Annotated in this window: 19 protein-coding genes and 1 pseudogene; 11 read left to right on the top strand and 9 right to left on the bottom strand. The window is 40.9% G+C overall.

Features of this window, described 5'->3' with window-relative positions; translation table 11 throughout:
* The first annotated feature begins 62 nt into the window (after window positions 1–62).
* Both DSM106972_RS01120 and DSM106972_RS01125 read left to right on the top strand, forming a co-directional pair.
* Complete coding sequence (locus DSM106972_RS01120; protein ID WP_127078043.1) at window positions 63–464, top strand: AlbA family DNA-binding domain-containing protein; 402 nt, start codon at window positions 63–65, stop codon at window positions 462–464.
* A 4-nt stretch (window positions 465–468) separates the two neighbouring features.
* Window positions 469–849 carry a hypothetical protein gene (locus tag DSM106972_RS01125; RefSeq protein ID WP_127078045.1) on the top strand — a complete coding sequence of 127 codons (381 nt, stop codon included), beginning with the start codon at window positions 469–471 and terminating at the stop codon, window positions 847–849.
* A 220-nt stretch (window positions 850–1,069) separates the two neighbouring features.
* On the opposite strand, the gene DSM106972_RS53045 is transcribed toward DSM106972_RS01125, so the two are convergent.
* Both DSM106972_RS53045 and DSM106972_RS01135 read right to left on the bottom strand, forming a co-directional pair.
* Window positions 1,070–1,207 carry a hypothetical protein gene (locus DSM106972_RS53045; protein ID WP_233787290.1) on the bottom strand — a complete coding sequence of 46 codons (138 nt, stop codon included), beginning with the start codon at window positions 1,205–1,207 and terminating at the stop codon, window positions 1,070–1,072.
* A gap of 257 nt (window positions 1,208–1,464) precedes the next feature.
* Window positions 1,465–1,785, bottom strand: coding sequence for a zinc ribbon domain-containing protein (locus tag DSM106972_RS01135; protein ID WP_233787291.1), 321 nt, complete (start codon window positions 1,783–1,785; stop codon window positions 1,465–1,467).
* Here DSM106972_RS01135 and DSM106972_RS54710 point away from each other — a divergent pair.
* The 3 genes from DSM106972_RS54710 to DSM106972_RS01150 all read left to right on the top strand — a co-directional run bounded on the left by DSM106972_RS54710 (window position 1,679) and on the right by DSM106972_RS01150 (window position 4,442).
* Complete coding sequence (locus DSM106972_RS54710; RefSeq protein ID WP_267901037.1) at window positions 1,679–3,568, top strand: Tn3 family transposase; 1,890 nt, start codon at window positions 1,679–1,681, stop codon at window positions 3,566–3,568. The two genes, DSM106972_RS01135 and DSM106972_RS54710, sit on opposite strands and share 107 nt — an antisense overlap.
* Entirely contained in the window at window positions 3,528–3,794 is a 267-nt protein-coding gene (locus DSM106972_RS54715; RefSeq protein ID WP_127078049.1) for a Tn3 family transposase, read from the top strand. The genes DSM106972_RS54710 and DSM106972_RS54715 overlap by 41 nt, the downstream gene beginning before the upstream one ends.
* 66 nt (window positions 3,795–3,860) lie before the next feature.
* Window positions 3,861–4,442: a pentapeptide repeat-containing protein gene (locus DSM106972_RS01150; protein ID WP_127078051.1), complete on the top strand. Its 582-nt coding sequence runs from the start codon at window positions 3,861–3,863 to the stop codon at window positions 4,440–4,442.
* Between the two features lie 449 nt (window positions 4,443–4,891).
* Here DSM106972_RS01150 and DSM106972_RS01160 read toward each other — a convergent pair whose 3' ends face one another.
* The 3 genes from DSM106972_RS01160 to DSM106972_RS01170 form a co-directional block, all read right to left on the bottom strand.
* Window positions 4,892–5,695, bottom strand: a complete 804-nt coding sequence (locus DSM106972_RS01160) for a DUF6884 domain-containing protein (RefSeq protein WP_127078053.1) — start codon at window positions 5,693–5,695, stop codon at window positions 4,892–4,894.
* A 164-nt stretch (window positions 5,696–5,859) separates the two neighbouring features.
* Window positions 5,860–8,883 carry a DNA polymerase I gene (gene polA, locus DSM106972_RS01165; protein ID WP_127078055.1) on the bottom strand — a complete coding sequence of 1,008 codons (3,024 nt, stop codon included), beginning with the start codon at window positions 8,881–8,883 and terminating at the stop codon, window positions 5,860–5,862.
* Between the two features lie 52 nt (window positions 8,884–8,935).
* Entirely contained in the window at window positions 8,936–9,283 is a 348-nt protein-coding gene (locus tag DSM106972_RS01170; protein WP_233787292.1) for a DUF4114 domain-containing protein, read from the bottom strand.
* Window positions 9,284–9,675: 392 nt separating this feature from the next.
* On the opposite strand from DSM106972_RS01170, the gene DSM106972_RS01175 reads away from it, so the two are divergent.
* Entirely contained in the window at window positions 9,676–10,506 is an 831-nt protein-coding gene (locus DSM106972_RS01175) for a Cof-type HAD-IIB family hydrolase (RefSeq protein WP_127078057.1), read from the top strand.
* A 310-nt stretch (window positions 10,507–10,816) separates the two neighbouring features.
* On the opposite strand, the gene DSM106972_RS01180 is transcribed toward DSM106972_RS01175, so the two are convergent.
* Window positions 10,817–11,623, bottom strand: coding sequence for a DALR anticodon-binding domain-containing protein (locus tag DSM106972_RS01180; protein ID WP_127078059.1), 807 nt, complete (start codon window positions 11,621–11,623; stop codon window positions 10,817–10,819).
* Between the two features lie 310 nt (window positions 11,624–11,933).
* Between DSM106972_RS01180 and DSM106972_RS01185 the strand changes: the two genes are divergently transcribed.
* Window positions 11,934–12,653 (top strand): Crp/Fnr family transcriptional regulator, encoded by a 720-nt coding sequence (locus tag DSM106972_RS01185; protein ID WP_015114387.1) that lies wholly within the window; start codon window positions 11,934–11,936, stop codon window positions 12,651–12,653.
* Window positions 12,654–12,698: 45 nt separating this feature from the next.
* On the opposite strand, the pseudogene DSM106972_RS53055 reads toward DSM106972_RS01185, so the two are convergent.
* The 3 genes and pseudogenes from DSM106972_RS53055 to DSM106972_RS01200 form a co-directional block, all read right to left on the bottom strand.
* Window positions 12,699–12,981: pseudogene (locus tag DSM106972_RS53055) on the bottom strand (phosphate ABC transporter substrate-binding protein); the annotation flags it as partial.
* A 5-nt stretch (window positions 12,982–12,986) separates the two neighbouring features.
* Window positions 12,987–14,363, bottom strand: a complete 1,377-nt coding sequence (locus tag DSM106972_RS01195; protein ID WP_127078061.1) for a serine/threonine-protein kinase — start codon at window positions 14,361–14,363, stop codon at window positions 12,987–12,989.
* Window positions 14,364–14,456: 93 nt separating this feature from the next.
* A complete protein-coding gene (locus DSM106972_RS01200; protein WP_019493318.1) occupies window positions 14,457–15,467 on the bottom strand; it encodes a LysR family transcriptional regulator in 1,011 nt (336 codons plus the stop codon).
* 259 nt (window positions 15,468–15,726) lie between these two features.
* On the opposite strand from DSM106972_RS01200, the gene DSM106972_RS01205 reads away from it, so the two are divergent.
* From DSM106972_RS01205 to DSM106972_RS01220, 4 genes are all read left to right on the top strand, one after another.
* A complete protein-coding gene (locus DSM106972_RS01205) occupies window positions 15,727–16,440 on the top strand; it encodes an NnrU family protein (RefSeq protein WP_411675266.1) in 714 nt (237 codons plus the stop codon).
* A 178-nt stretch (window positions 16,441–16,618) separates the two neighbouring features.
* Window positions 16,619–17,011: a thioredoxin family protein gene (locus tag DSM106972_RS01210; RefSeq protein ID WP_127078065.1), complete on the top strand. Its 393-nt coding sequence runs from the start codon at window positions 16,619–16,621 to the stop codon at window positions 17,009–17,011.
* Between the two features lie 476 nt (window positions 17,012–17,487).
* Window positions 17,488–19,575: an NAD(P)H-quinone oxidoreductase subunit 5 gene (locus DSM106972_RS01215; protein WP_127078067.1), complete on the top strand. Its 2,088-nt coding sequence runs from the start codon at window positions 17,488–17,490 to the stop codon at window positions 19,573–19,575.
* 241 nt (window positions 19,576–19,816) lie between these two features.
* Window positions 19,817–21,388: an NAD(P)H-quinone oxidoreductase subunit 4 gene (locus DSM106972_RS01220; RefSeq protein WP_127078069.1), complete on the top strand. Its 1,572-nt coding sequence runs from the start codon at window positions 19,817–19,819 to the stop codon at window positions 21,386–21,388.
* The last annotated feature ends 17 nt before the right edge of the window (window positions 21,389–21,405 follow it).

Below are 21,405 nucleotides of genomic sequence, written 5' to 3' on the forward strand. Positions count from 1 at the left end.
AATTAATTAACAGACTTTCTCGAAAGTGGTGTGATTATATTTTGGCTGTTTGAGGATTTACGATGGCAAGCCTATCGATATTGGATATTGAAGAACTAGCAGAAGGTTGTGATATTGAAGCCAAACAAGCATCCGGCAGAGACGGGCAAGGTGAACTGCCTAAAAGCTTCTTTGAGTCTTATTCTGCAATGGCTAACACCTACGGTGGTGTAATTTTTTTAGGCATTGAGGAGAAACCTAAAGGAAAATTTAGCACCACAGGTATCGCAGTTCCAGATCGCGTTCTCAAAACCCTTTGGGATGGACTTAATAATCACCAACGGATAAGTATTAATTTGCTTACCAACAAAATGGTTGAAGTTATTGAAGTACAGAGTAAACAAATTATTCGTGTTGAAGTTCCACGAGCGCGACGGTCGCAACGACCTGTTTATGTAGGACATTATACCAGAAGAAATTTTTGACGATTTGGCGCCTAGCTCTGATGATTTGGCGCCTAGCTCTGATGATTTAGTGCCCAGCTCTGATGATTTAGTGCCTAGCTCTGATGATTTAGTGCCTAGCTCTGATGATTTGGCGCCTAGCTCTGATGATTGGGAATTGCTTTTAGCAATTGCTGCTGCCGTCAGAAATAAAAGTAAGGTATCAACTCAAGTTATGGAAGCAACGATTCTCCAAGTTTGTGAAGGAAGATTTTTAAGCCATAAACAACTTCAAGAATTGTTAGGTCGCTCATATAATACGCTAAGGCTCGGATACCTTAGCAAAATGGTAAAGATGGGTCAATTAGAATTACGATACCCAAATAAACTAACCCACCCCGACCAGGCATATAGTACTAAAAAGTAAAAACTTACTATAATATGAGATTTTTTAGTACGACTATGTTCTTGCACTATAGAAATCCGATTTGATTTTTGAAAATATAGGTAGGATGTTAAAGACAACGTAACGCAATATTTTCAAAAAGACACGTGCGTTACGAACTCCGCTAAAAACTTAATGGTAATATAATTTTATAAACATATTTCAATTAATTTGTTGATAAGAGGACGATAAGTAGTATTGTCTAAATGGCTTGAATACCATTGTATTCTAGTAAATATAAGTATCCAGCTAACTTTAAATCTTGGTTTTCGCTATCTGTAAAAGGTAGCTTTTGCCCAGTTTCTAATTCTAAAAATTCAGAAACACTTTGAATGGTCATTTCTTTGATTTCCGCTACCCTAATTGGATAAGCCCGAATTAAGTCATACAGTGGGATAACACCAGGTTTAAGGTTTTTAACTCCAGTCCAGCTTCTTGATATACCAATTCTACAGCCTGAGAAATTATAGTACGGCGATGTTCTTGTATCATCTATGTTTTATCGACTTCAGTATTATTTTTGATCTTTTTGACGTTGAGCCGAGATACGTGTAAAAACCTGCAAGATGGTCTGGAAAGTCCTACTGTATCTAGGTTTCAACTATTTTGACTTACTTGTTTATATGGTTTTCCGCATACAGCGCAGAATTTATACCTAAACGACATTACTAGTTCGCCACAGTTAGTACAACTAGAACGTAGTTGTGTCCCACAAAGATAACAATACTTAGCTTTAATATTACTCCACGCTTCATCAGTAGCACTACCAGGATTCCAACATCGAGGGCAAAATCTTACTCCTTGGACTGGTTTGACCGAGGAACCTTTGATTACGGCTTCTAGATACTCAACAGGCGCCCCTAACCCAACTGCAATGCCCTGTAGTGTTTTGCGGTTGAGTTTTGTTGTCAGCCCCAAATTTAAACAATTCCCCGATGCCAAGGAGCTTGCGGAGCTTTATACTCCGACACCAGAAGAAATTAAGGTACAGTATATTTTAGATGAACGTGGTGGTACTGATTTATTATTAGAGAAATTTGAAGAGATAGCGGCTTACAATACAAACAACCACCTACCTTTAGTATGGCGTTTTTATTCTGGACACCGTAAAGTATTATTTGATTTAGTTCGTTCTTTAGATATCCTCTCAACTTCCGCAGATGAATCAGTAATTAATGCTATAAAATTTTTGTTAGATAACGAACACAAACGTGTCCCACATTTCCCCGCTGAAATTGATTTGAGTTTTGTGGGTAAACATTGGCGTGCTTTGATTATAGCAGAAGTTAAGGGAAACAAGGTTTTAAAACGTCAGCAACTGGAGATTTGTATTTTTTCTTACCTTGCAGAAGATTTGAAGACCGGAGATGCCTGTGTCGTTGGGTCAGAAAGCTATGCTGATTTCCGCGACCAATTATTATTAGAATCTGAATGTACACCATTGATAGAAGAGTACTGTAATCTACTTGGCTATCCAAATAATCCAGAAGATTTTGTTGAGCATTTACGTACTGAATTAATACGAGTTTCTCTCGAAGTAGATAAAATTTGTGCGGATGGTAAACAATTTACAATTAATAGTAAAGGTGAACCTTCACTCAAGCGGTTAGAAACTCCTCCTCAATCAGAGGAAGTAGAAGAACTAGAAGAAAAAATTCGTGAATTGATGCCTGAACGTAGTATTTTAGATATTCTTTCTAATGTTGAGCATTGGTTAAATTGGACAAGACATTTTGGTCCGTTGTCAGGTAGCCAGCCAAAGTTAAAAGAACCTGTAGAACGTTATATTTTTACAACATTTGCTTACGGATGCAATCTTGGACCAAACCAAATGGCACGCCATTCCAGAGGCGTAGTGACTTCTCACATGATTTCTTATACAAATCGGCGCCATATTAATACTTCTATTTTAGAGGCTGCGATTCGAGACATTATTAACGCCTTCAACCGTTTTAACCTCCCAAATTGTTGGGGTACTGGGAAGAAGGCGGCTGCCGATGGTAGTAAATTTGAGATATATGAGAACAATCTGCATAGCGAATACCACATCCGTTATGGCGGGTATGGTGGTATTGCTTATCACCACGTTTCTGATAAATATATTGCTCTATTCACTCATTTTATTACTTGTGGTGTATGGGAGGCAATATATATTTTAGATGGGTTGTTCAAAAATCTCTCTGACATTCAACCTGACACGTTACATGCGGATACTCAAGGTCAATCGGGACCCGTGTTTGCCTTATCTTACCTTCTTGGTATAAAATTGATGCCGCGTATACGTAATTGGAAGGATTATACTTTTGTGCGTCCCAGCGCTGATATCACCTACAGTTACATTGACCCGTTGTTTACGGATGTCGTCAACTGGAATTTAATCAAAACCCATTGGTACGACATGATGCGGGTCGTGCTGTCGATAAAAGCAGGAAAGGTGATGCCTTCGACATTATTACGTAAGTTGAATAGTTACAGTAAAAAGAACCGTCTTTACCAGGCATTTTTAGAATTGGGTAAAGCTGTGCGAACTATGTTTCTATTAGATTACATCTCCGATATTAGGATGCGACAAGAAATTAACGCAATCACAAATATTGTTGAGACATACCACAGTTTTCTTGATTGGGTGTTTTTCGGTAAACAAGGCGCCATTACTGAGAATGACCTTTTGGGAGCAAGAAAAACGGTTAAAGTACCTTGATTTGATAGCTTCTGCTGTTATTTTACACAATACGGTTGATATGTCGTTGGCGATTCAAACGTTAATGTCACGAGGGGAAGTGATTCCAATGCGACATCTGGCTGCTTTAAGTCCATACTTAACTAGGCATATCAAAAGATACGGAGACTACGTAGTGAATTTACAGAATATTCCGCAACCATTAGAGGCAGCGATTAATCTACCACCCGAAATCTTTAAAACTTAGATACAGTAGGGTTAATATACGTATCTTATCTCATTACTCGTTATCTTTATATGCAGGAGTTGAGTTGTGGAAGACGAAGATTTTTTCCCAAGTTTGGAAGTTGAAGAATTGCTGGAAAGGTATGCTGCCGGAGAGAGAGACTTTAGGGATACTTATTTTGGCGACAGCGATTTGACTGGTGTTAATCTCAGTGGTACTGACCTGAGTGAATCCGATTTTACTTCCACTAATTTCACCAATGCTAACCTTAGTAGGGCTAATTTGAGTAAGAGTATGGTCATGAGTGCTACCTTTGAATGTGCCGACTTGAGTTATGCCAATTTGAGTGGTTCCGATTTGACCGAGTGTGACTTCAGTGACGCTAACTTGGTTGGTGCTAATTTTAGTGGTTCCGAATTGTTCACCGCCATTTTGCGAGGAGCTGATTTGAGTGGAGCCAATCTCAGTAATGTGGGTTTGAATGTTGCCGATTTAGTTGGCGCTAATCTCACCGACGCTGATTTGAGCGGAGCTTCTCTCGACAGCGCTAACATTACTGATGCTAATTTGACTGGTGTTAAAAATGCCAACATTAGCGGAGCTATTATATACACCAGCACCACTATGCCAGATGGCAGTGTTGTTCGTAATCGCCAAATTTGTGAATAAGAATAAATGTTCTCTCTTAAAGACTACTAACAAGTATCTGTGCCGCGACTGTGCAGAAAGCCTTATAAATAAATAAGCTAAAATTGCTCAAAATAAGATACAGCAAGCTTTTCCAGACCCGGAGTGCAGCTTTTCACACGTATCTCGGCTCAACGTCTTTTTCTCTATTGGTTGGCGATTATTCGATATGGACTTATGCCGACTTGTTTGTTGGCGGGCAGCGGCTAATTGCGCTCTATTGTGGCTGCGTCCCATCGATAAAGTAATGGCGGTATCTCGAAATATATCCAAGAATCGCTCGCTCGCATTAATTCCTAATTCGACCGCTAATTGCCTAACGGCTTGGATACTGAGCTTGACTGGCAGTGGAATAGAACTGTCAAGTAATTTACTGACAATATCTTTATCTGCTGACGCTCTAATTTATCACGCGCATTTAAGTATTTTTTCTATACTCTGTGAATTTCAATACCTAATTGCACTAACAATCGTAGTGCCTCCTTCGTTGTAAAGTTGCTCACAGGTAATCCTGTTATCTGATTTACTAACCACTTAGGCGCCACACGCCTATTACCTACAACAACATACCAAGATTGGAAGTTAGCGAATTCTTGATTATTTTTCTCTAGTGACTGGTAAGCAATATCAAGTACTTGCTGTGTAGTCAGTACTACTTCTATGCCTTTAATTGTTAGGTTTTTGCCTAAATCTATCTTTTTTTGAGAGCTTTGGGGTAGCTGTGGTGGTTTCCCATACAACCATTCATGCAATTCCCCTAACTTTCTACCCAAACTACCAGAGGCTACTTGTACATTTAAATTTGCAGGCAGTATTTTCTCATATCCTTGTATCGCTCGATAGTAACTTTGACCTATGCAAATAAAAACTTCTTTGTAGGGTCTAGAATTGGCAATCTCACCTAATTTTTCTATCGTATTTGATTGCAACTCCATAGCTCTACTTGGTGTCATTCGTCGGTCATAATACGGGATGAGGAAATCTTGAGGAATCAAACCAAACTCTGCTGATAATATATAAATACTAAAAAAATTCAAATTTTGGGGCTGCTGCTTCAGAAATTTACGCAGTACTTGAAAGGTTGGACCATTGTATCTAGAGATAGCTGGTAACAATCCTGAGTCAAAACTCTTGCGTTGGCAGCAGCCAAGAATCAGTAGATTTTGTTTATGTGTGAGAGTTGAAGGAGTGAGGTTATCAAATTTATCTTCCAGGCAGTTATGATCAAAACACATGAAAATAGATTATATTACACTGGTTCGGTGTCACTAGCATATTTATAGTGAGTACTTGTCCTGCATTTCTAACTTTACTTGCTGATATGGAACGGGCAAGGATGCCCATTCCACAAGATAAATGCCATTTTGTAAGTGCCGATAATTTATTTTTTGGAAATCTTTTACTTTGTATCCATCCAGTTTTCGCCGGCGCGTGCTTCTACTAGTAGGGGTACAGTTAGTTTTACGGCGTTTTCCATGACTGATTGAATTTTGGGTTGTAGTTCTTCCCATTCGCTGGGGGGGACTTCAAATATTAGTTCGTCGTGGACTTGGAGGAGTACGCGCGCTTGGTAGTTTTGCAGGAGTTGGTGCATTTTTACCATTGCGATTTTGATGATGTCGGCGCTTGAGCCTTGAATTGGGGCGTTTGCGGCGGAACGTAGTAGTCCTGCGTCGAAGTTTCCAAGGTTTTTGAGTTTGGTGAGGTCGATGTCTTCGGGTTTGCTGTTTTTTAGTTTACGTAAGCTGTCTGTTGTGAAGTCAAAGTAACGGCGCCTACCGATGATTGTTTCGACGTAACCTTGGCTAATTGCTTGCTTTTTGACTCCTTCTAAATATTCAAATATTTTGGGGTAACGAGTATAAAAGCGTTTGATGAATTCGTTAGCTAAGTTTTTGTCTACACCTGTAGAACGCGAAAATCTTAATGAACCCATTCCGTAGATAACGCCGAAGTTGATTGTTTTGGCTACACGACGTTCGTCTGAGGTAATGTCATCTTTTTCAAACATTAAGCGCGCGGTAACGGTGTGAATATCCTCGTTGTTTTTGTATGCTTCTACTAGTATGGGTTCTTGGCACAAGTGCGCTAAAATTCGCAATTCGATTTGCGAATAATCTGCTGCTACTAGTAACCATCCAGATTCGGGAATGAAGGCTTTACGAATTTGACGACTGAAGGCTGTACGTATGGGAATATTTTGTAAGTTGGGATTTGATGATGATAGGCGCCCAGTTGATGTTGCCGTTTGGTTAAAGTTGGTGTGGACGCGATGAGTATCTGAACGTACTATTAATGGCAGTGCATCTACATAAGTAGATTTTAATTTGGAGAGGGTTCTAAATTCGCTAATGGCTTCAATAATGCCTGTATCATCGACTTCGCGCAGCTTTTCTAATGTTGCTGCATCGGTTGAGTAGCCTGTTTGAATTTTACGCGAGTGTTTGGTGCTTAATCCTAATTTTGTAAATAATATTTCACTGAGCTTTTTGGGTGAACCTAAGTTAAATTTTTCACCAGCAAGGTCATAGACTTGCTGTTCATACTTAGCTAAATCAGTTTCTAACTGCTTGGACAGTTCTTTTAAATAATCACTATCGATGCGTATACCTCGATATTCCATCTCAGCTAGAACTGGTTCGAGTGGTTGCTCGACTTCTAATAATAGCTTTGATAAATCTGGTATTTTATTGAGTTCTTCACGTAGTTTAGGAACAAGTTGGTAGGTAGCGTGTACTTGTGAGCAGCAATAATCAGCTACACTCTTTATATCTATGTCACCAATAGTTTTGGTTTTGGGCACCAAGTCTTCGTAGCTTGTGAGTGTTAACTTTAAGTAACGCTCGGTGATTCCGTTTAAACTGTGAGATGCATCAGGATTAATAATGTAACTTGCGAGCATTGGGTCGAATACAACCCCAGTTAAATTTATTCCTTGGCAACGAAAAACTAAGCGGTCAAATTTAGCGTTTTGGAAAGTTTTGGGATATTTATCGCTTTCTAAAATTGGTTTTAGCGCATTCAGTGCTGTTTCTAAGTCAAAGTTTTCACCTTGGGTATGATTAAGAGGTATATAAGCAACTTCCGAGGGCTTAGTTCCCCAGCAACAACCGATACCAACTAGTTTTGCATCGCGTGGTTCTAAGTCGCTTGTTTCTGTATCCCAAGCTACAGGAGTTTCGGCACTAGTATGTTTTTTAAGTATGTTGATTAATTCCTCTAGCTGAGACTGGGAAGTAATAATGCGTGGTTGGATTTCTGATTTTTCTTGCTGTTGAAATGCGTCAGTATCTTCTGCACTCCAAAACCATAAGTCATAATCGCTACTAGATGAAGAAACACGCGAAGTGGATGTATGATTTGTAGAGGCATCGTTTGTAGAGACACCGTTTGTAGAGACCGTATTAATCCGGTCTCTACCAGAGGTTTCGTTTTCTTGCTGAGATTGTTGTGTGGCGCCACCGAGACGTTCTTGAATTTGGTTGATTTTGCCTAGGAAGGATTTAAATTCGAGTTTTTCGAGGAGTGGTGTGAGGTTGTTTGTGTCGAAACCTTGGAGTTTACACTCTTCGAGATTTACCGATAATGGAACGTCTTGGACTATCGTGGCTAAATAACGGGATTTTTCTGCGTCTTCTTTACCCGCAGAGAGCTTTTTCTGAGCGGCGCCTTTGATTTGATCTAGGGAATTATAAATATTATCAAGGGAACCGTATTTAGATAGCAGGTCAACTGCTGTCTTGTCACCGATTCCCTTTACTCCAGGTATATTATCTGATGTATCGCCGCAAAGAGCTTTATAGTCAATAACTTGTGATGGAAGTACACCGAGTTTCTTTTTTACTTCTTCTAGTCCAAACTCGGTAGGGCCTGATGTAGAGGAACGTTGAAGCGCTTCTTTATTTAAGTACAATACTTTAATTTCTTTTTCAGGGTCAACGAGTTGAAATAAATCTCTGTCCCCTGTGAGAATTTTGACGCGATAACCAGCATCAGAAGCTTTTTTAGCAAGAGTACCAAGTACGTCATCTGCCTCATAACCGGATGCAGTCAATATTTTTAAATTGAGCGCATCCAGTAACTCATGCAGATTTTTAAGGTCGGGTATAAAATCTTCGGGAGTCCCTGGACGATCAGCTTTATAGGTATCGTCCGCTTCGTGACGGAAAGTCGGTAAACCTAAATCAAATGCGACAGCTATGTGCGAAGGTTGTTCTTTCGCTATTACCTCTAGCAGGGACTTGAGAAAACCGAAGCATACGCTAGTGGGAATCCCCGACTTGGTTCGCAAACCGCCATCGCGTCCTTTAGCGAAGGCAAAGTAGGAACGAAATGCTAGTGAGTGTCCATCGACGAGGATGAACGTGGGTTGCTCTGCGATAGATTGGGAAGTCAACTGGTTTGATGTATTAGTATCTGACATAATACTTTAATTGTAACCAGTTGCTTCCGCCACAGAACATCTTTCTTGGGAGTTAAGCTGAAGCTTGCTTTTTACGACGACGCATCCACATGCTCGCGCCCGTTACACCCAAGAGTGCAGCCATTGTTCCTGGTTCTGGTACTGCTTGATTAGTCAAGTTACCTTTACCGAAGTCAACCACAAATACTACATCATTAAAGTCTAAGTCACCACCGCCAATGATGTCTTCAAACCCCATTAACAAGTAGTCGCCAACTTGATATGCCATCAAATGTTGTAACTTATCAATATTTTGGCTTGGGTCGGCGCCACCGAGTACCGCTTGTCCCCCCGTTAAATCCATCCGACTCAATAAGAAGTTCAGTTGTGTACCAGCAATGCTTCCAAACAAATCGCTCACCGTAACTTGGTCGTCTTAATGTATACTTTGTAACTCAATATTAAACTAAATGTCGATATCTAAAAACCTTTTTTGCTCAGTCTTTATAAAAGTTGGCTTTTACAGTTCTAATTAAGCTATTTGTGGGGAAATTTTCAGAAAATATCTGTCAAATTACTGAGTAATTTTCGTATTATTACTGACCTGATTAACGAAAACAAAAAAGTCTGTATCAAATTTTCAGTATTACGCGCGCAAACTGGGTTAATAGGGCGTATTATTGGAGACTACATAGCTTATAATTTTAGGCTTACACTTTTAATTGCGTAGCTTCAACCGTTTTAATTGACCAAGTTTATACGTACCTTTACCTGATAGTTTTGTACTGGCTCACTTAAATCATCAACCGAGATATGCACTCAAAAACAGATATCAAGCTACTAGTAGTAGATATTGACGGTACTATCGCCGGACACTCGAACAAAATCAGTCAAGGAGTGAAAAATGCTATCCAGCAAGTTAAGCTTCTTGGAGTTCAAGTTGCTGTCGCGACGGGTAGGATGTATCGTTCTGCGTTACGGTTCCATCTCGAAATTGGTTCGACGCTACCACTCATAGCTTATCAAGGCGCCTGGATACAAGACCCAGCCTCGAATAAAATTCATCGACATTACCCAGTCAACCGAGCAACCGCAATACAACTACTTGATTATTTCGAGCAACCAGAACTGCGCGAGTTGCTTTCTGTACACTTCTATATAAATGATGAACTTTACGTGCGCTCGATAACACGCGAAACTCATATTTACGCGAAACGTTCTAATATCACTCCTATCGCAGTTGGTGACTTGCGCTTGTGTCTTGATAACGAACCAACTAAAATTCTGGCTTTGTGTGACGACACTGATGTCATAAACAACCTGCTGGGTAATTTACGTCGTCAATATACTCCCGCTGAACTTTACCTAACTACATCTGTTGCAACTTTTTTTGAAGCTACTAACCCGTTAGTAAATAAAGGAGTAGCCGTTAAATATCTAGCTGAAGAACTCCTAGGTATTGAAAGTAACAATGTTATGACGATTGGTGATAATTTTAATGACATCGAAATGCTGCAATACGCTGGTACTGGTGTTGCTATGGGTGGGGCGCCATCCCAAGTCAAAGAACAAGCTAATTGGGTTGCTCCGACTGTTGAAAATGATGGAGTTGCTGCCGCTATTAACAAGTTTATTCTTGCTTAACATCTAAATGGTTAATCATTAATGCTTAGTCATCACGATTAATTAACCATTACCATTTAGATTTATCTATAGTTGAAAATAATTAATGTAAGGAGATACGTTTTATAAAAAATCAGAAAGGGCACCGACGACTGGCCGTGTTTCGTCTCGGTGCCCTTACTGGTTCGCTCCTCACACACCTGATACTATATCTCGACCTCTTTAATGAGTCAATAGATTTTACAAAACTTTTTATATTTTTAATAATTTGGCTACTTATTTAATTAGTTGATTAAGTCCTGTTCGCCTAATTTATAAAAATATTCACAATTTATATTTCAAAGCAAGCGGGGGAATTTAATTTCTCTTCTAATAAAAATCTTAATATCTGTTGAGTAACTACTATAAGCCCTATATACGCCCTGACTAGTTCGGGTTGGTTTTTTACTTGGCCCCAAATACGAGTATGGCGCCAAAAACATTCTAAAGCCATTGCCAAATTTAACGCTTTGGAATGCCAATAGATTGGTGAACGTACATCAATACATACCAAATCATCTACTATTTCCACGCTTGTCGCTATTAAACGTTGTGACTCGTGTGAGTTGAAGCGAAATTTAGCTTGACTGTCTAACCAAGGAATTTGTAATGGCTGGTCAAATGATATTAACCCCTCGTGCCTAGCTAGCCGCAGCAATGAACAACAACGCGCGTGGGCATATTGGATTAAAAATGAAGGAGTATCCGAGTGTGGGAGTGTGGGAGTGTGGGAGTGTGGGAGTGGGAGAAAGCGGTATTGTTCTACCACACTTTGTAGACAGCCTGCTATAGCATTTGGAGCGACTTCGATATAAATCAAACCTGCCACTGCCTTCAACATAAAATTCTCGTTACAATCACAAAAATGAGAGACAAGTTGAGACGCAATGACTGAAGCGCTTATCCCATATACTTTTGCTGCTTTAAAGGCTACTTCGGAAATATACAAAACTTTACATGTTTCTTTACTTTTGCGTACCCAAACTTCCGCAGGCGCAAACGGTAATAGTTTATTTTCGTTGGTATAAATGCTTAAGACTTCTAACAAATAACCTCTTACTTGCTGTTTAATTGCTGTGTATTTGCTAACTAGTATCATAATATACACATAGTAAGTTTGTAAGAACCCCTGTACATACCAAACAACGCATTTTTACGCTATCTACCTTTTGGCATAACTTTAATTTAGAGGGAGAAAAATAAGAATTCCATGAAATTTGATGAAAGATGGGTAAATTTTACTACCATCATTGTACAGTAAGAAGTATAACAAAAGAGTAGGGATTTAATTTCTACTCTGTTATGGCTGGCACGTTAGGTGTTAAGCCTGACATGCCAACGCAAAGACACTCCTTGCACCTTTTTGACGACGCCTGTCTTTGTCTTCAGCCGAACGCTCTTTGTTACCTATGCAATCTCCATCCTCCTTTTCAGAAGCATCACGTCCTTTCTTGACCTGGCAACGTATTCTTGACTGGGCCCAAGAACACTATCGCTGTCGTACCTTTAGCAAAGATGAACGCATTCCAGCTAGACCTGGTTTGTTGTACTTGGTGCAAAGAGGTGCTATCCGCATGGTAGGGACTGCACAAGTTAGTGCGACTGCTAGTCAGCTAACGTCTCGTCGTATTAATCGAACCCCTGAAGAAGCTTTCTTAGGGTTTGTTGGCGCCGGACAGCCATTTGAAATAGTTGCTCAGTCACCATTCACACTCCAAGCTTACGCTCACGTTGACCAAACAGCAGTGTTGTGGATGTATTGGCACGACTTGGACAACTGGCCACACTTCCGTCGCGAAGTAATGGACGCCTTTAGATACCAGCACCAACGCAAGCTATTGTGGCTGAGTGCCTTGGGACAACGACGCACTATCGACCGACTCCTCGGTTTCCTGACCTTGTTAATTGAGGAATACGGTGAGCCGGCGATGAGCGAAACCGACCCAGATGTAATTCGTGGTTACTGTTTGCCATTCCCTCTAACTCATGCTCAAATTGGTAGCGCGATTGGTTCAACCCGTGTTACCGTAACTCGTTTGATGGGTAAACTGCGTCAACGCGGTTTGATATTAACTCAAGGGGATAATTTAATCTGCTTGCCTGCTGAGTCGATTAACCGAGCTAGCTAACATTCTAGTTTTAAAGCAGCAGGGGGAGAGCGAATTTTGACTTTCCCCAGCTTGGGATATCAATTCCTGCCCCTGCTCGGAAAGAAGTAAGTTAGAGTATGCATCACCTAAAAGTTGCTCAATTTGCCCGTTTTGTTTGACGACTACGAACAAATTGCGAGCAATTTGGGTACTTACCAGATTGAAATGCCTCAATGTTCAATTTGTTGCGCTTACCTGGACATTCTGCTGGGAGGATGAATGGTTCAATGTATGGAGCAACTTTTTACCCTTGCTTCCGCCCCAACGGCACTGGTTTGATTGAACATTGAGGAACAATATCTGGGGCATTAATTACAAAATTATTGATAAAAGTTTATATATCAGTCGAAATAGTGAAGTAATGGCAATAGATATTAAGCCAGCAATAACCGCGTAAAATAAAACTTCAGCTATGGTTAGCGAACCTCGTAGAAAAAATAAAACTATCGGTAAAGTTATGACTGGAAAAATAATTAAATCTGAACCACCTACCCAACGTCGGAATTGAGCAAATATCATAGCACTAATTACTACTAGTGATATAACTAAACTAATTGGTGTAGATTCAATCAAAGTAAAAACCGCTATTGCAATTAAACCGCCTTCAAAGCCGCTAAATCCTGCTCCTGTTAATATTTCTAGTAGAGAAAATTTTCGTTTTGACTTACTAACTGTCCCTGTTTGTGATGACTGAAGTTGTGTTGGATGTTGTTGTGGTTGTGGTTGTGGTTGTGGTTGTGGTGTACTTAAAGCTTCAAGTACATCAGTGGCGCTTTGAAACCTTTGGTTTGCAGCAGGAAGTAACATGCGATTTAAAACGGATGTTAACGTTGGACTAGTAGTCACAAAATTTTGCCATTTCCACTGATTGGTGTAGGAATCAAATAGTTCTGTAACATCTTTAGCAGTAAGGAGAATGATTATAGTTACTGCTAAAGCGTATAAATCTGTGGATGGAAATACTTGACCACCTGACATTTGTTCGGGTGGCGCAAATCCCATTGAATAAATCCCCGTTGAGGCGCCTGTTTTTCCAACTGGAGAATTTGTCACTAATTTAACGGCGCCAAAGTCGAGTAAAAAGAGTTTGCCGCTCTTGTCACGCATGATATTCGAGGGTTTAATATCACGGTGAATGATGCCTTGGTTATGAACAAAATCAAGTACTTTTAAAATTGAACTCAGTATAAATAGGGCATCAGACTCGGAAAACTGACCTTTTTGTACTAGTTCTTGTTCTAGATTTTCTCCGGTAATGTACTCTTGGACTAAATAGAAATACTGCTCTTGCCGTCCAGGTGGTGAACTTTCGACAATAACCGGAAAGTAAGCATACAAATTGGGTATTTGGTCATGCTGGTAGCCAACTTCTTCTAAAACCACTGCCTCGCGTTCAAATAAGTCTTGCGCGAGTTTTAGTTGTGTGGGACTTAAAGAAGTTGATGGCAAAAATTGCTTGACTACACAAGAGCGCATCGTTGGAGTATAACGGTCACGTGCGAAAAATGCTGCACCAAATCCACCTCTACCAAGTACTTTAGTTGGAATATACCGTCCAGCTAAAATTAATGGCATTCCGCAACTAGTACAGTATTTCTGCTGCACGGTTCTAATTACAGTAGTTTCGTCTAGGTCGGCAAAATAATTTAGCGGACGCGGACAATGCGGACGAGTGCAGTAAACTTCCATATTTAGCAATTGCCATTTATATTTGGTGAGATAACCCACTTGCAGCCGTGGGCATCCCCGTATTACAGCGCCAGACTGCGTGACAAAACGAACTTAATCATCGTCCAAAACTGCCTCCTCACCATTTAAAGCAGCAACCACTATTTCTCTGTGTGTTGATTTTAACACTTCCATATTCCAGCCCGGTGCCGCAAATTGAGGTAAAATTTCTTGGCTGAAGGCTTCTGCTGCTTTGGAACGATAACGGTTGGGATTAAAAATTAGCCATAGCGTTCGCTTGACTACTACACCTTCTATTGGTGAGCGGTGCAGTACTCCCATTTGCAATTCCTTAGAAATTGCTGAGGTGGAAACAAATGCTGCTCCCAAACCTGATTGCACAGCTGTTTTGATGGCTTCGATGGAATTCAACTCCATTTCAATTTTAAAACGCCGCGTATCGATATCACAGCGCGATAGCACTTGTTCGATAACCTTGCGTATAGTGGATTGCGAATCGAGGGTAATGAATTGTAATTTATATAAGTCTTCTTTTTGAATTTTTTCCAGTTTTGCGAAAGGATGAGATACGGGTAAAATCAATGCCAATTCGTCTTCTGCGTAGGAAATCGTTTCCAGTGACTCGGCAAGTTCACCAGGAACTTCACCACCAATAATAGCTAAATCGACTTGTCCGTTGGCGACACCCCAAGCTGTGCGTCGCGTTGAGTGGACGTGTAATTGTACGGCTACATCGGGGTATTTTTGTCGAAACATGCCTATCATTCGTGGCAACAAATAAGTGCCTGTTGTTTGAGAGGCGCCGACAATTAGGGTACCACCTTGGAGATTTTGCAGGTCATCGATAGCGCGACAGGTTTCTTGACATAAGCTAAGGATTTTTTCACCGTAGCTAAGTAATAAATGTCCTGCTTCGGTTAATTGCGCGCGTCTACCTCCACGGTCAAATAAGGGAACATCAAGTTGACGCTCTAAGTTCTGCACCTGCAAACTAACAGCAGGTTGAGAAACATAAAGGCTGTCAGCGGCACGCTTGAAGCTCCCTTCTGCGGCAATCGCTTTGAGAATACGTAACTGATCTAGAGTAAAAGGAAGGTCAGACATAAGGCTCAACACACAAACGTTGAAAGGAGCAACGAAAATTGATAATTAAGTGCAGGATTGGCGCCCGTTATAAAACGAGTGCGGTTAAAATAATTCTCCACTCTACTGGACTTGTTTTTAAGCATCAACCAGCTTGGAGGCTTTGGTCGAAAAAGGCAACATAAGCAACATCTTGACTATTGTCCCCCTTTAAACACTTTGTGAAATTGATTGTACTGAAATAAGCGTTGATTTAAATTACCGGAGCGTATGTCGCGTGATGATGCCAGATTGGTTAACCCCTAGTCATTTTATGATGCTTGGATTACAAATAGTATTTGCAATCGCGCACAGCGGAGGCGCTGCACTGCGTCCGTGGGCAGAAAAGTATACAGGTGCAAGGTTATATCGCGTTATTTTTGCTTTAATCAGCCTACCTTTGGCTGTTATATTGGTTGTTTACTTTTTTAATCACCGTTATGATGGGTTGCAACTTTGGCAAGTCCAAGGACTACCAGGGGTACAAACATTCGTTTGGGTGCTATCGGCGATATCGTTTTTGTTCTTGTATCCTGCCACATTCAATCTACTAGAAATTGCTGCCATTCAAAAGCCCCAAGTTCTTTTGTACGAGACAGGTATTATTCGTATTACCCGCCACCCCCAAATGGTTGGACAGGTAATTTGGTGCATTGCCCATACTCTATGGATAGGCACAACTTTTACACTCGTTACTTCGATTGGTCTAATATTGCACCATTTATTTGCGGTTTGGCACGGTGATCGGCGCCTACTCGCTCGCTACGGAGAAGCTTTTGAATTGGTAAGACAACGCACTAGTATTATTCCATTGTTAGCAATTCTTGACGGGCGCCAGGAACTTTTGTGGCAAGAATTCGTCCGTCCTGCCTATTTAGGCGTTACACTTTTTGTACTGCTATTTTGGTGGTTACACCCTTTGCTCTTAGTGTCAACAAGTAAGATACAGTTTTGAATACTAGCACATAGTCTATTGACAGACTGACCAAAACTAATTACACGCATTGAGTTTGCTGTTATCAAATACAGCAAAATCAATGTACGATGAAGTCAACTGCCTACACTGCCCTGCCGGTCAGTGTGGGATTGTGAGATACCTTTAATATAAAAACCCTATAAATCGTAGAGGCGTCATGGTGTTGTCGGTTAGTGAGCGGACATTTACTCAAGAAGTTTTAGAATCTCATGTTCCTGTTTTAGTTAATTTTGGCGCGCCTTGGTGCGGGTTATGTCGTATTATTCACCCTCTACTGTTACAGTTCAGCCGAGAGTGTGGAAAAGAAATCAAACTCGTTGGCATCAACGCTGATGAAAATTTTAAACTATCGAATCAGTACAGGCTCAAATCGCTACCAACTTTAATCTTGATTGAACAAGGGCAGGTTCGGCAAAGGCTTGAAGGATTTAAGGGACGTGAGGATTTGCTCGATGCTTTAGAACGAATCAAAGAAAGCTACATTCAAACTCCCCGAAACCACAGTAGTTCAAAAGCAGCGCGCGGTAATGTAGCCTCCAATTCTTTTTAAAAGCAGGGTGCTTACATATGTAAGTGGCACTACGATTTTTTTGACACGTTTAAAAATTGAGTATAAATCTCAAATTGATAAAGTAGACTGACATCATCCATTGTGAGTATAGCCAAGTATATTAGTAATGTTTGTCATTACAAAGCGTTATGAGACTTTTGTCCAATTTATGCTTAGATAAGATGGTTAAGTAGAAAGCTTTAATCATGGGTTAAGTTTGAAGTAGAGTCAAGACGCAGCGCGAGGTTTATTTTCGGTGCCAGTAAAATATTTTCTATATTACGAAAATAATTTGTGTCTTATTGTACAGGACTCAAAATTTGTCACCCCAACAATCTGTTCAAATCTAAACATTGGCTTAACTACCCACCAGATTCCTTTCTGGTGGGGTATTTTATGAATAAAGGTGTGTGTCACAATTATTAACAGTTCCGACAAATAACTTAATCAGTGAATTCTAAAAGTAGGCGCCAGTGATGGAAATAATCTATCAGTATGCTTGGCTAATTCCAGTACTCCCACTGCTTGGAGCAATGCTGGTAGGGCTAGGATTACTCTCTCTAAATCAGGCAACAAACAAAGCACGACAGCTAAACTCCGCATTAATCATCTCGTTGATGGGTGTGGCGATGGGGCTGTCGATTGCTATATTATGGAGCCAAATTCAAGGACACGCTCCCTACAGTAGTATCTTTGAATGGGCATCAGCTGGTAACTTCCACCTCAGCATGGGTTACACGATTGACCATCTTACAGCCTTGATGCTCGTAGTTGTAACAACTGTAGCCTTCCTCGTAATGATATATACGGATGGTTACATGGCGCATGACCCTGGTTATGTGCGCTTCTACGCTTACTTGAGCTTATTCGGTTCGTCGATGTTGGGCTTGGTAGTCAGTCCTAACCTCGTACAAGTTTACGTATTTTGGGAACTTGTAGGGATGTGTTCCTACCTGCTAGTCGGTTTTTGGTATGACCGTAAGGCAGCAGCAGACGCTTGTCAAAAGGCATTTGTTACTAACCGCGTCGGTGACTTTGGTTTATTGTTGGGCATTTTAGGGCTTTTCTGGGCAACAGGAAGCTTTGAGTTTGACGTTATGGGTACCCGTCTTGCAGAACTTGTGCAAAATGGGTCTTTGAGCAATTTTCTGGCGATTTTGCTAGCAATTTTAGTATTCTTAGGACCTGTTGCTAAATCAGCACAGTTTCCGCTTCATGTTTGGCTACCGGATGCGATGGAAGGCCCTACACCAATTTCCGCGCTTATCCACGCAGCAACAATGGTGGCGGCTGGTGTATTCTTAGTTGCACGCATGTACCCTGTGTTTGAACATGTACCCGCAGCTATGAATGTAATTGCTTACACAGGCGCCTTCACCGCGTTTTTGGGAGCTACTATTGCCATAACTCAAAACGACATCAAAAAAGGATTGGCGTATTCAACAATTTCCCAGCTTGGCTACATGGTCATGGCAATGGGTGTTGGCGCCTATAGTGCCGGATTATTCCACCTAATGACTCACGCTTACTTCAAAGCGATGTTGTTCTTAGGTTCGGGTTCTGTAATTCACGGTATGGAAGGTGTTGTAGGACACAATCCAGCTTTAGCCCAGGATATGCGGTTAATGGGTGGACTACGGAAATACATGCCAGTTACAGGTTTTACCTTCTTAATTGGTTGTTTGGCTATTTCTGGTATTCCTCCTTTTGCTGGTTTCTGGTCAAAAGATGAAATTCTCGGTGCCGCTTTTGCAGCCAACCCATTATTATGGTTTATTGGTTATGCAACCGCTGGTATCACTGCTTTTTACATGTTCCGGATGTACTTTTCTACCTTTGAAGGTGGGTTCCGGGGTACTGATAAGAAGATAATTCAAAAGCTTGAGAAAGCTGCAACCATTTTGGTCGAAGGTGAAGCGCTGGCGCCAAATTTTGGACCAGGTGCTATGAAACAAGGTGAGTTAGAAGCGAAAGGTGGTGGTCATGACGACCACAGTCATGAACACAGTAGCGAACCCCACGAGTCGCCTTGGACAATGACTTTACCATTAGCTGTACTTGCTATTCCTTCGATGTTAATTGGTTTAGTGGGTACACCTTATGCTAATTACTTCGAGGAATTTATCCACGCTCCTAGCGAATCGGTAGCAGAAATTGCAGAAAAAGCTGCCGAATTCAACCCCCAAGAGTTTTATGTAATGGCGGGTAGTTCGGTTGGTATTTCGTTGATTGGCATAACCTTGGCTTCGTTGATGTACTTAATGCGGAAAATTGACCCTGCTGCAATTGCATCTCAAATTAAGCCGTTGTACGAACTTTCGCTCAATAAGTGGTATTTCGACGATATTTACCACAAAGTCTTTGTTTTAGGATTGCGGCGCCTTGCCCGTCAAGTTATGGAAGTTGACTTCCGCGTCGTTGATGGCGCCGTTAACTTGACTGGTTTTTTCACGCTTGTTAGTGGTGAAGGACTCAAGTATATCGAAAACGGACGCGCACAATTCTACGCTCTGATTATATTTGGCGCGGTGTTGGCACTCGTTATTGTGTTTGGTGTTACTTAATAATGGCACCCGAAGTGTGGAGACGCGATAAATTGCGTCTCTACATCTAACGAGGGATGTCAAATCTATAAAAATTTTAATAATACTTAACGTAAACATGGGGGAGTGTGTAATTATCCTTCATGTTTTTTCATTTTTATTAAATCAACCTAACAATCTGGGCGAAAGCTAAAAAAAACTGCTACTAAATAGCTAGTGGATAATAGCCGAAACTTGATTATTCGTTACTCAAAAACTTCCGATGAATACAGCTCATTTCCCGTGGCTGACGACGATTATTCTTTTGCCGATTGCGGCGTCGCTACTAGTACCAATTATCCCAGATAAAGATGGCAAAACAGTACGCTGGTTCGCGCTAATCGTTGGACTGGTTGATTTTGCATTGATTGTTGCTGCATTTTACACCGGATACGATTTTTCTAATCCAGATTTGCAGTTGGTAGAAAGCTACCCTTGGGTCCCACAACTTGATTTGAATTGGTCAGTAGGGGCAGACGGCTTGTCGATGCCCCTTATTATTTTGACAGGGTTTATTACGACGCTGGCAATTTTGGCTGCATGGCCTGTAACCCTGAAACCAAGGCTATTTTACTTCTTAATTTTGGCGATGTACGGTGGACAAATAGCCGTATTCGCTGTGCAGGACATGCTGCTGTTCTTTTTGGTATGGGAACTTGAACTTGTACCTGTGTACTTCTTGCTGTCTATATGGGGTGGTAAGAAGAGACAGTATGCTGCAACCAAGTTTATTTTGTACACAGCAGGTGGGTCGCTGTTTATTTTACTCGCTGCCCTAACAATGGGATTTTATGGCGATACGGTGACATTCAATATGCAAGCGTTAGGACTTAAAGACTATGCGCTCAATGTTGAACTTTTGCTTTACGGCGCCTTTTTAATTGCCTACGCGGTAAAATTACCTATCATTCCTCTCCACACTTGGCTACCTGATGCTCATGGGGAAGCAACAGCACCTGTCCACATGTTGCTTGCTGGTATTCTGCTGAAAATGGGTGGATATGCGTTAATTCGCATGAATGCTCAGATGTTACCTGATGCTCATGCTTATTTTGCGCCTGTGCTGGTGATATTAGGTGTCGTAAATATTATCTACGCTGCTTTAACATCGTTTGCCCAACGTAACCTCAAGCGTAAAATCGCCTATTCTTCGATTTCGCATATGGGGTTTGTAACTATTGGTATTGCTACATTTACCGATTTGGGTTTAAACGGTGCCGTACTCCAAATGATATCTCACGGTTTGATAGGGGCTAGTTTATTCTTCCTTGTTGGCGCCACATACGACCGTACTCACACGCTGATGCTTGATGAGATGGGTGGTGTCGGTAAGCGTATGGGTAGAATTTTCGCGATGTTTACAACTTGTTCGCTGGCATCTTTGGCATTGCCTGGAATGAGCGGTTTCGTAGCTGAATTGATGGTATTTGTTGGTTTTGCAACTAGCGATGCTTATAGCCCAACTTTTAAAGTGATTGTAATCTTCTTGATGGCAATTGGTGTTATTCTTACCCCAATTTACTTGCTGTCGATGCTGCGCGAGATTTTCTACGGTAAAGAAAATGAAGAACTCGTATCGCATCAAAACCTTATTGATGCTGAACCGCGCGAAATTTTCATTATTGCTTGTTTGCTGGTACCAATTATCGGAATTGGTTTATATCCTAAGATGTTAACCCAAGTTTATGATTCCACTACGGTACAGCTAACCGCAAGATTACGTGATTCAGTGCCTACGATAGCACAAAAAGAATCACCTGCTGTTTCGCTTAAGGCGCCTGCTATAAGCGAATAATAATATTTCTCAAATTT

The organism is Dulcicalothrix desertica PCC 7102 (assembly GCF_003991905.1).
Classification (GTDB): domain Bacteria; phylum Cyanobacteriota; class Cyanobacteriia; order Cyanobacteriales; family Nostocaceae; genus Dulcicalothrix; species Dulcicalothrix desertica.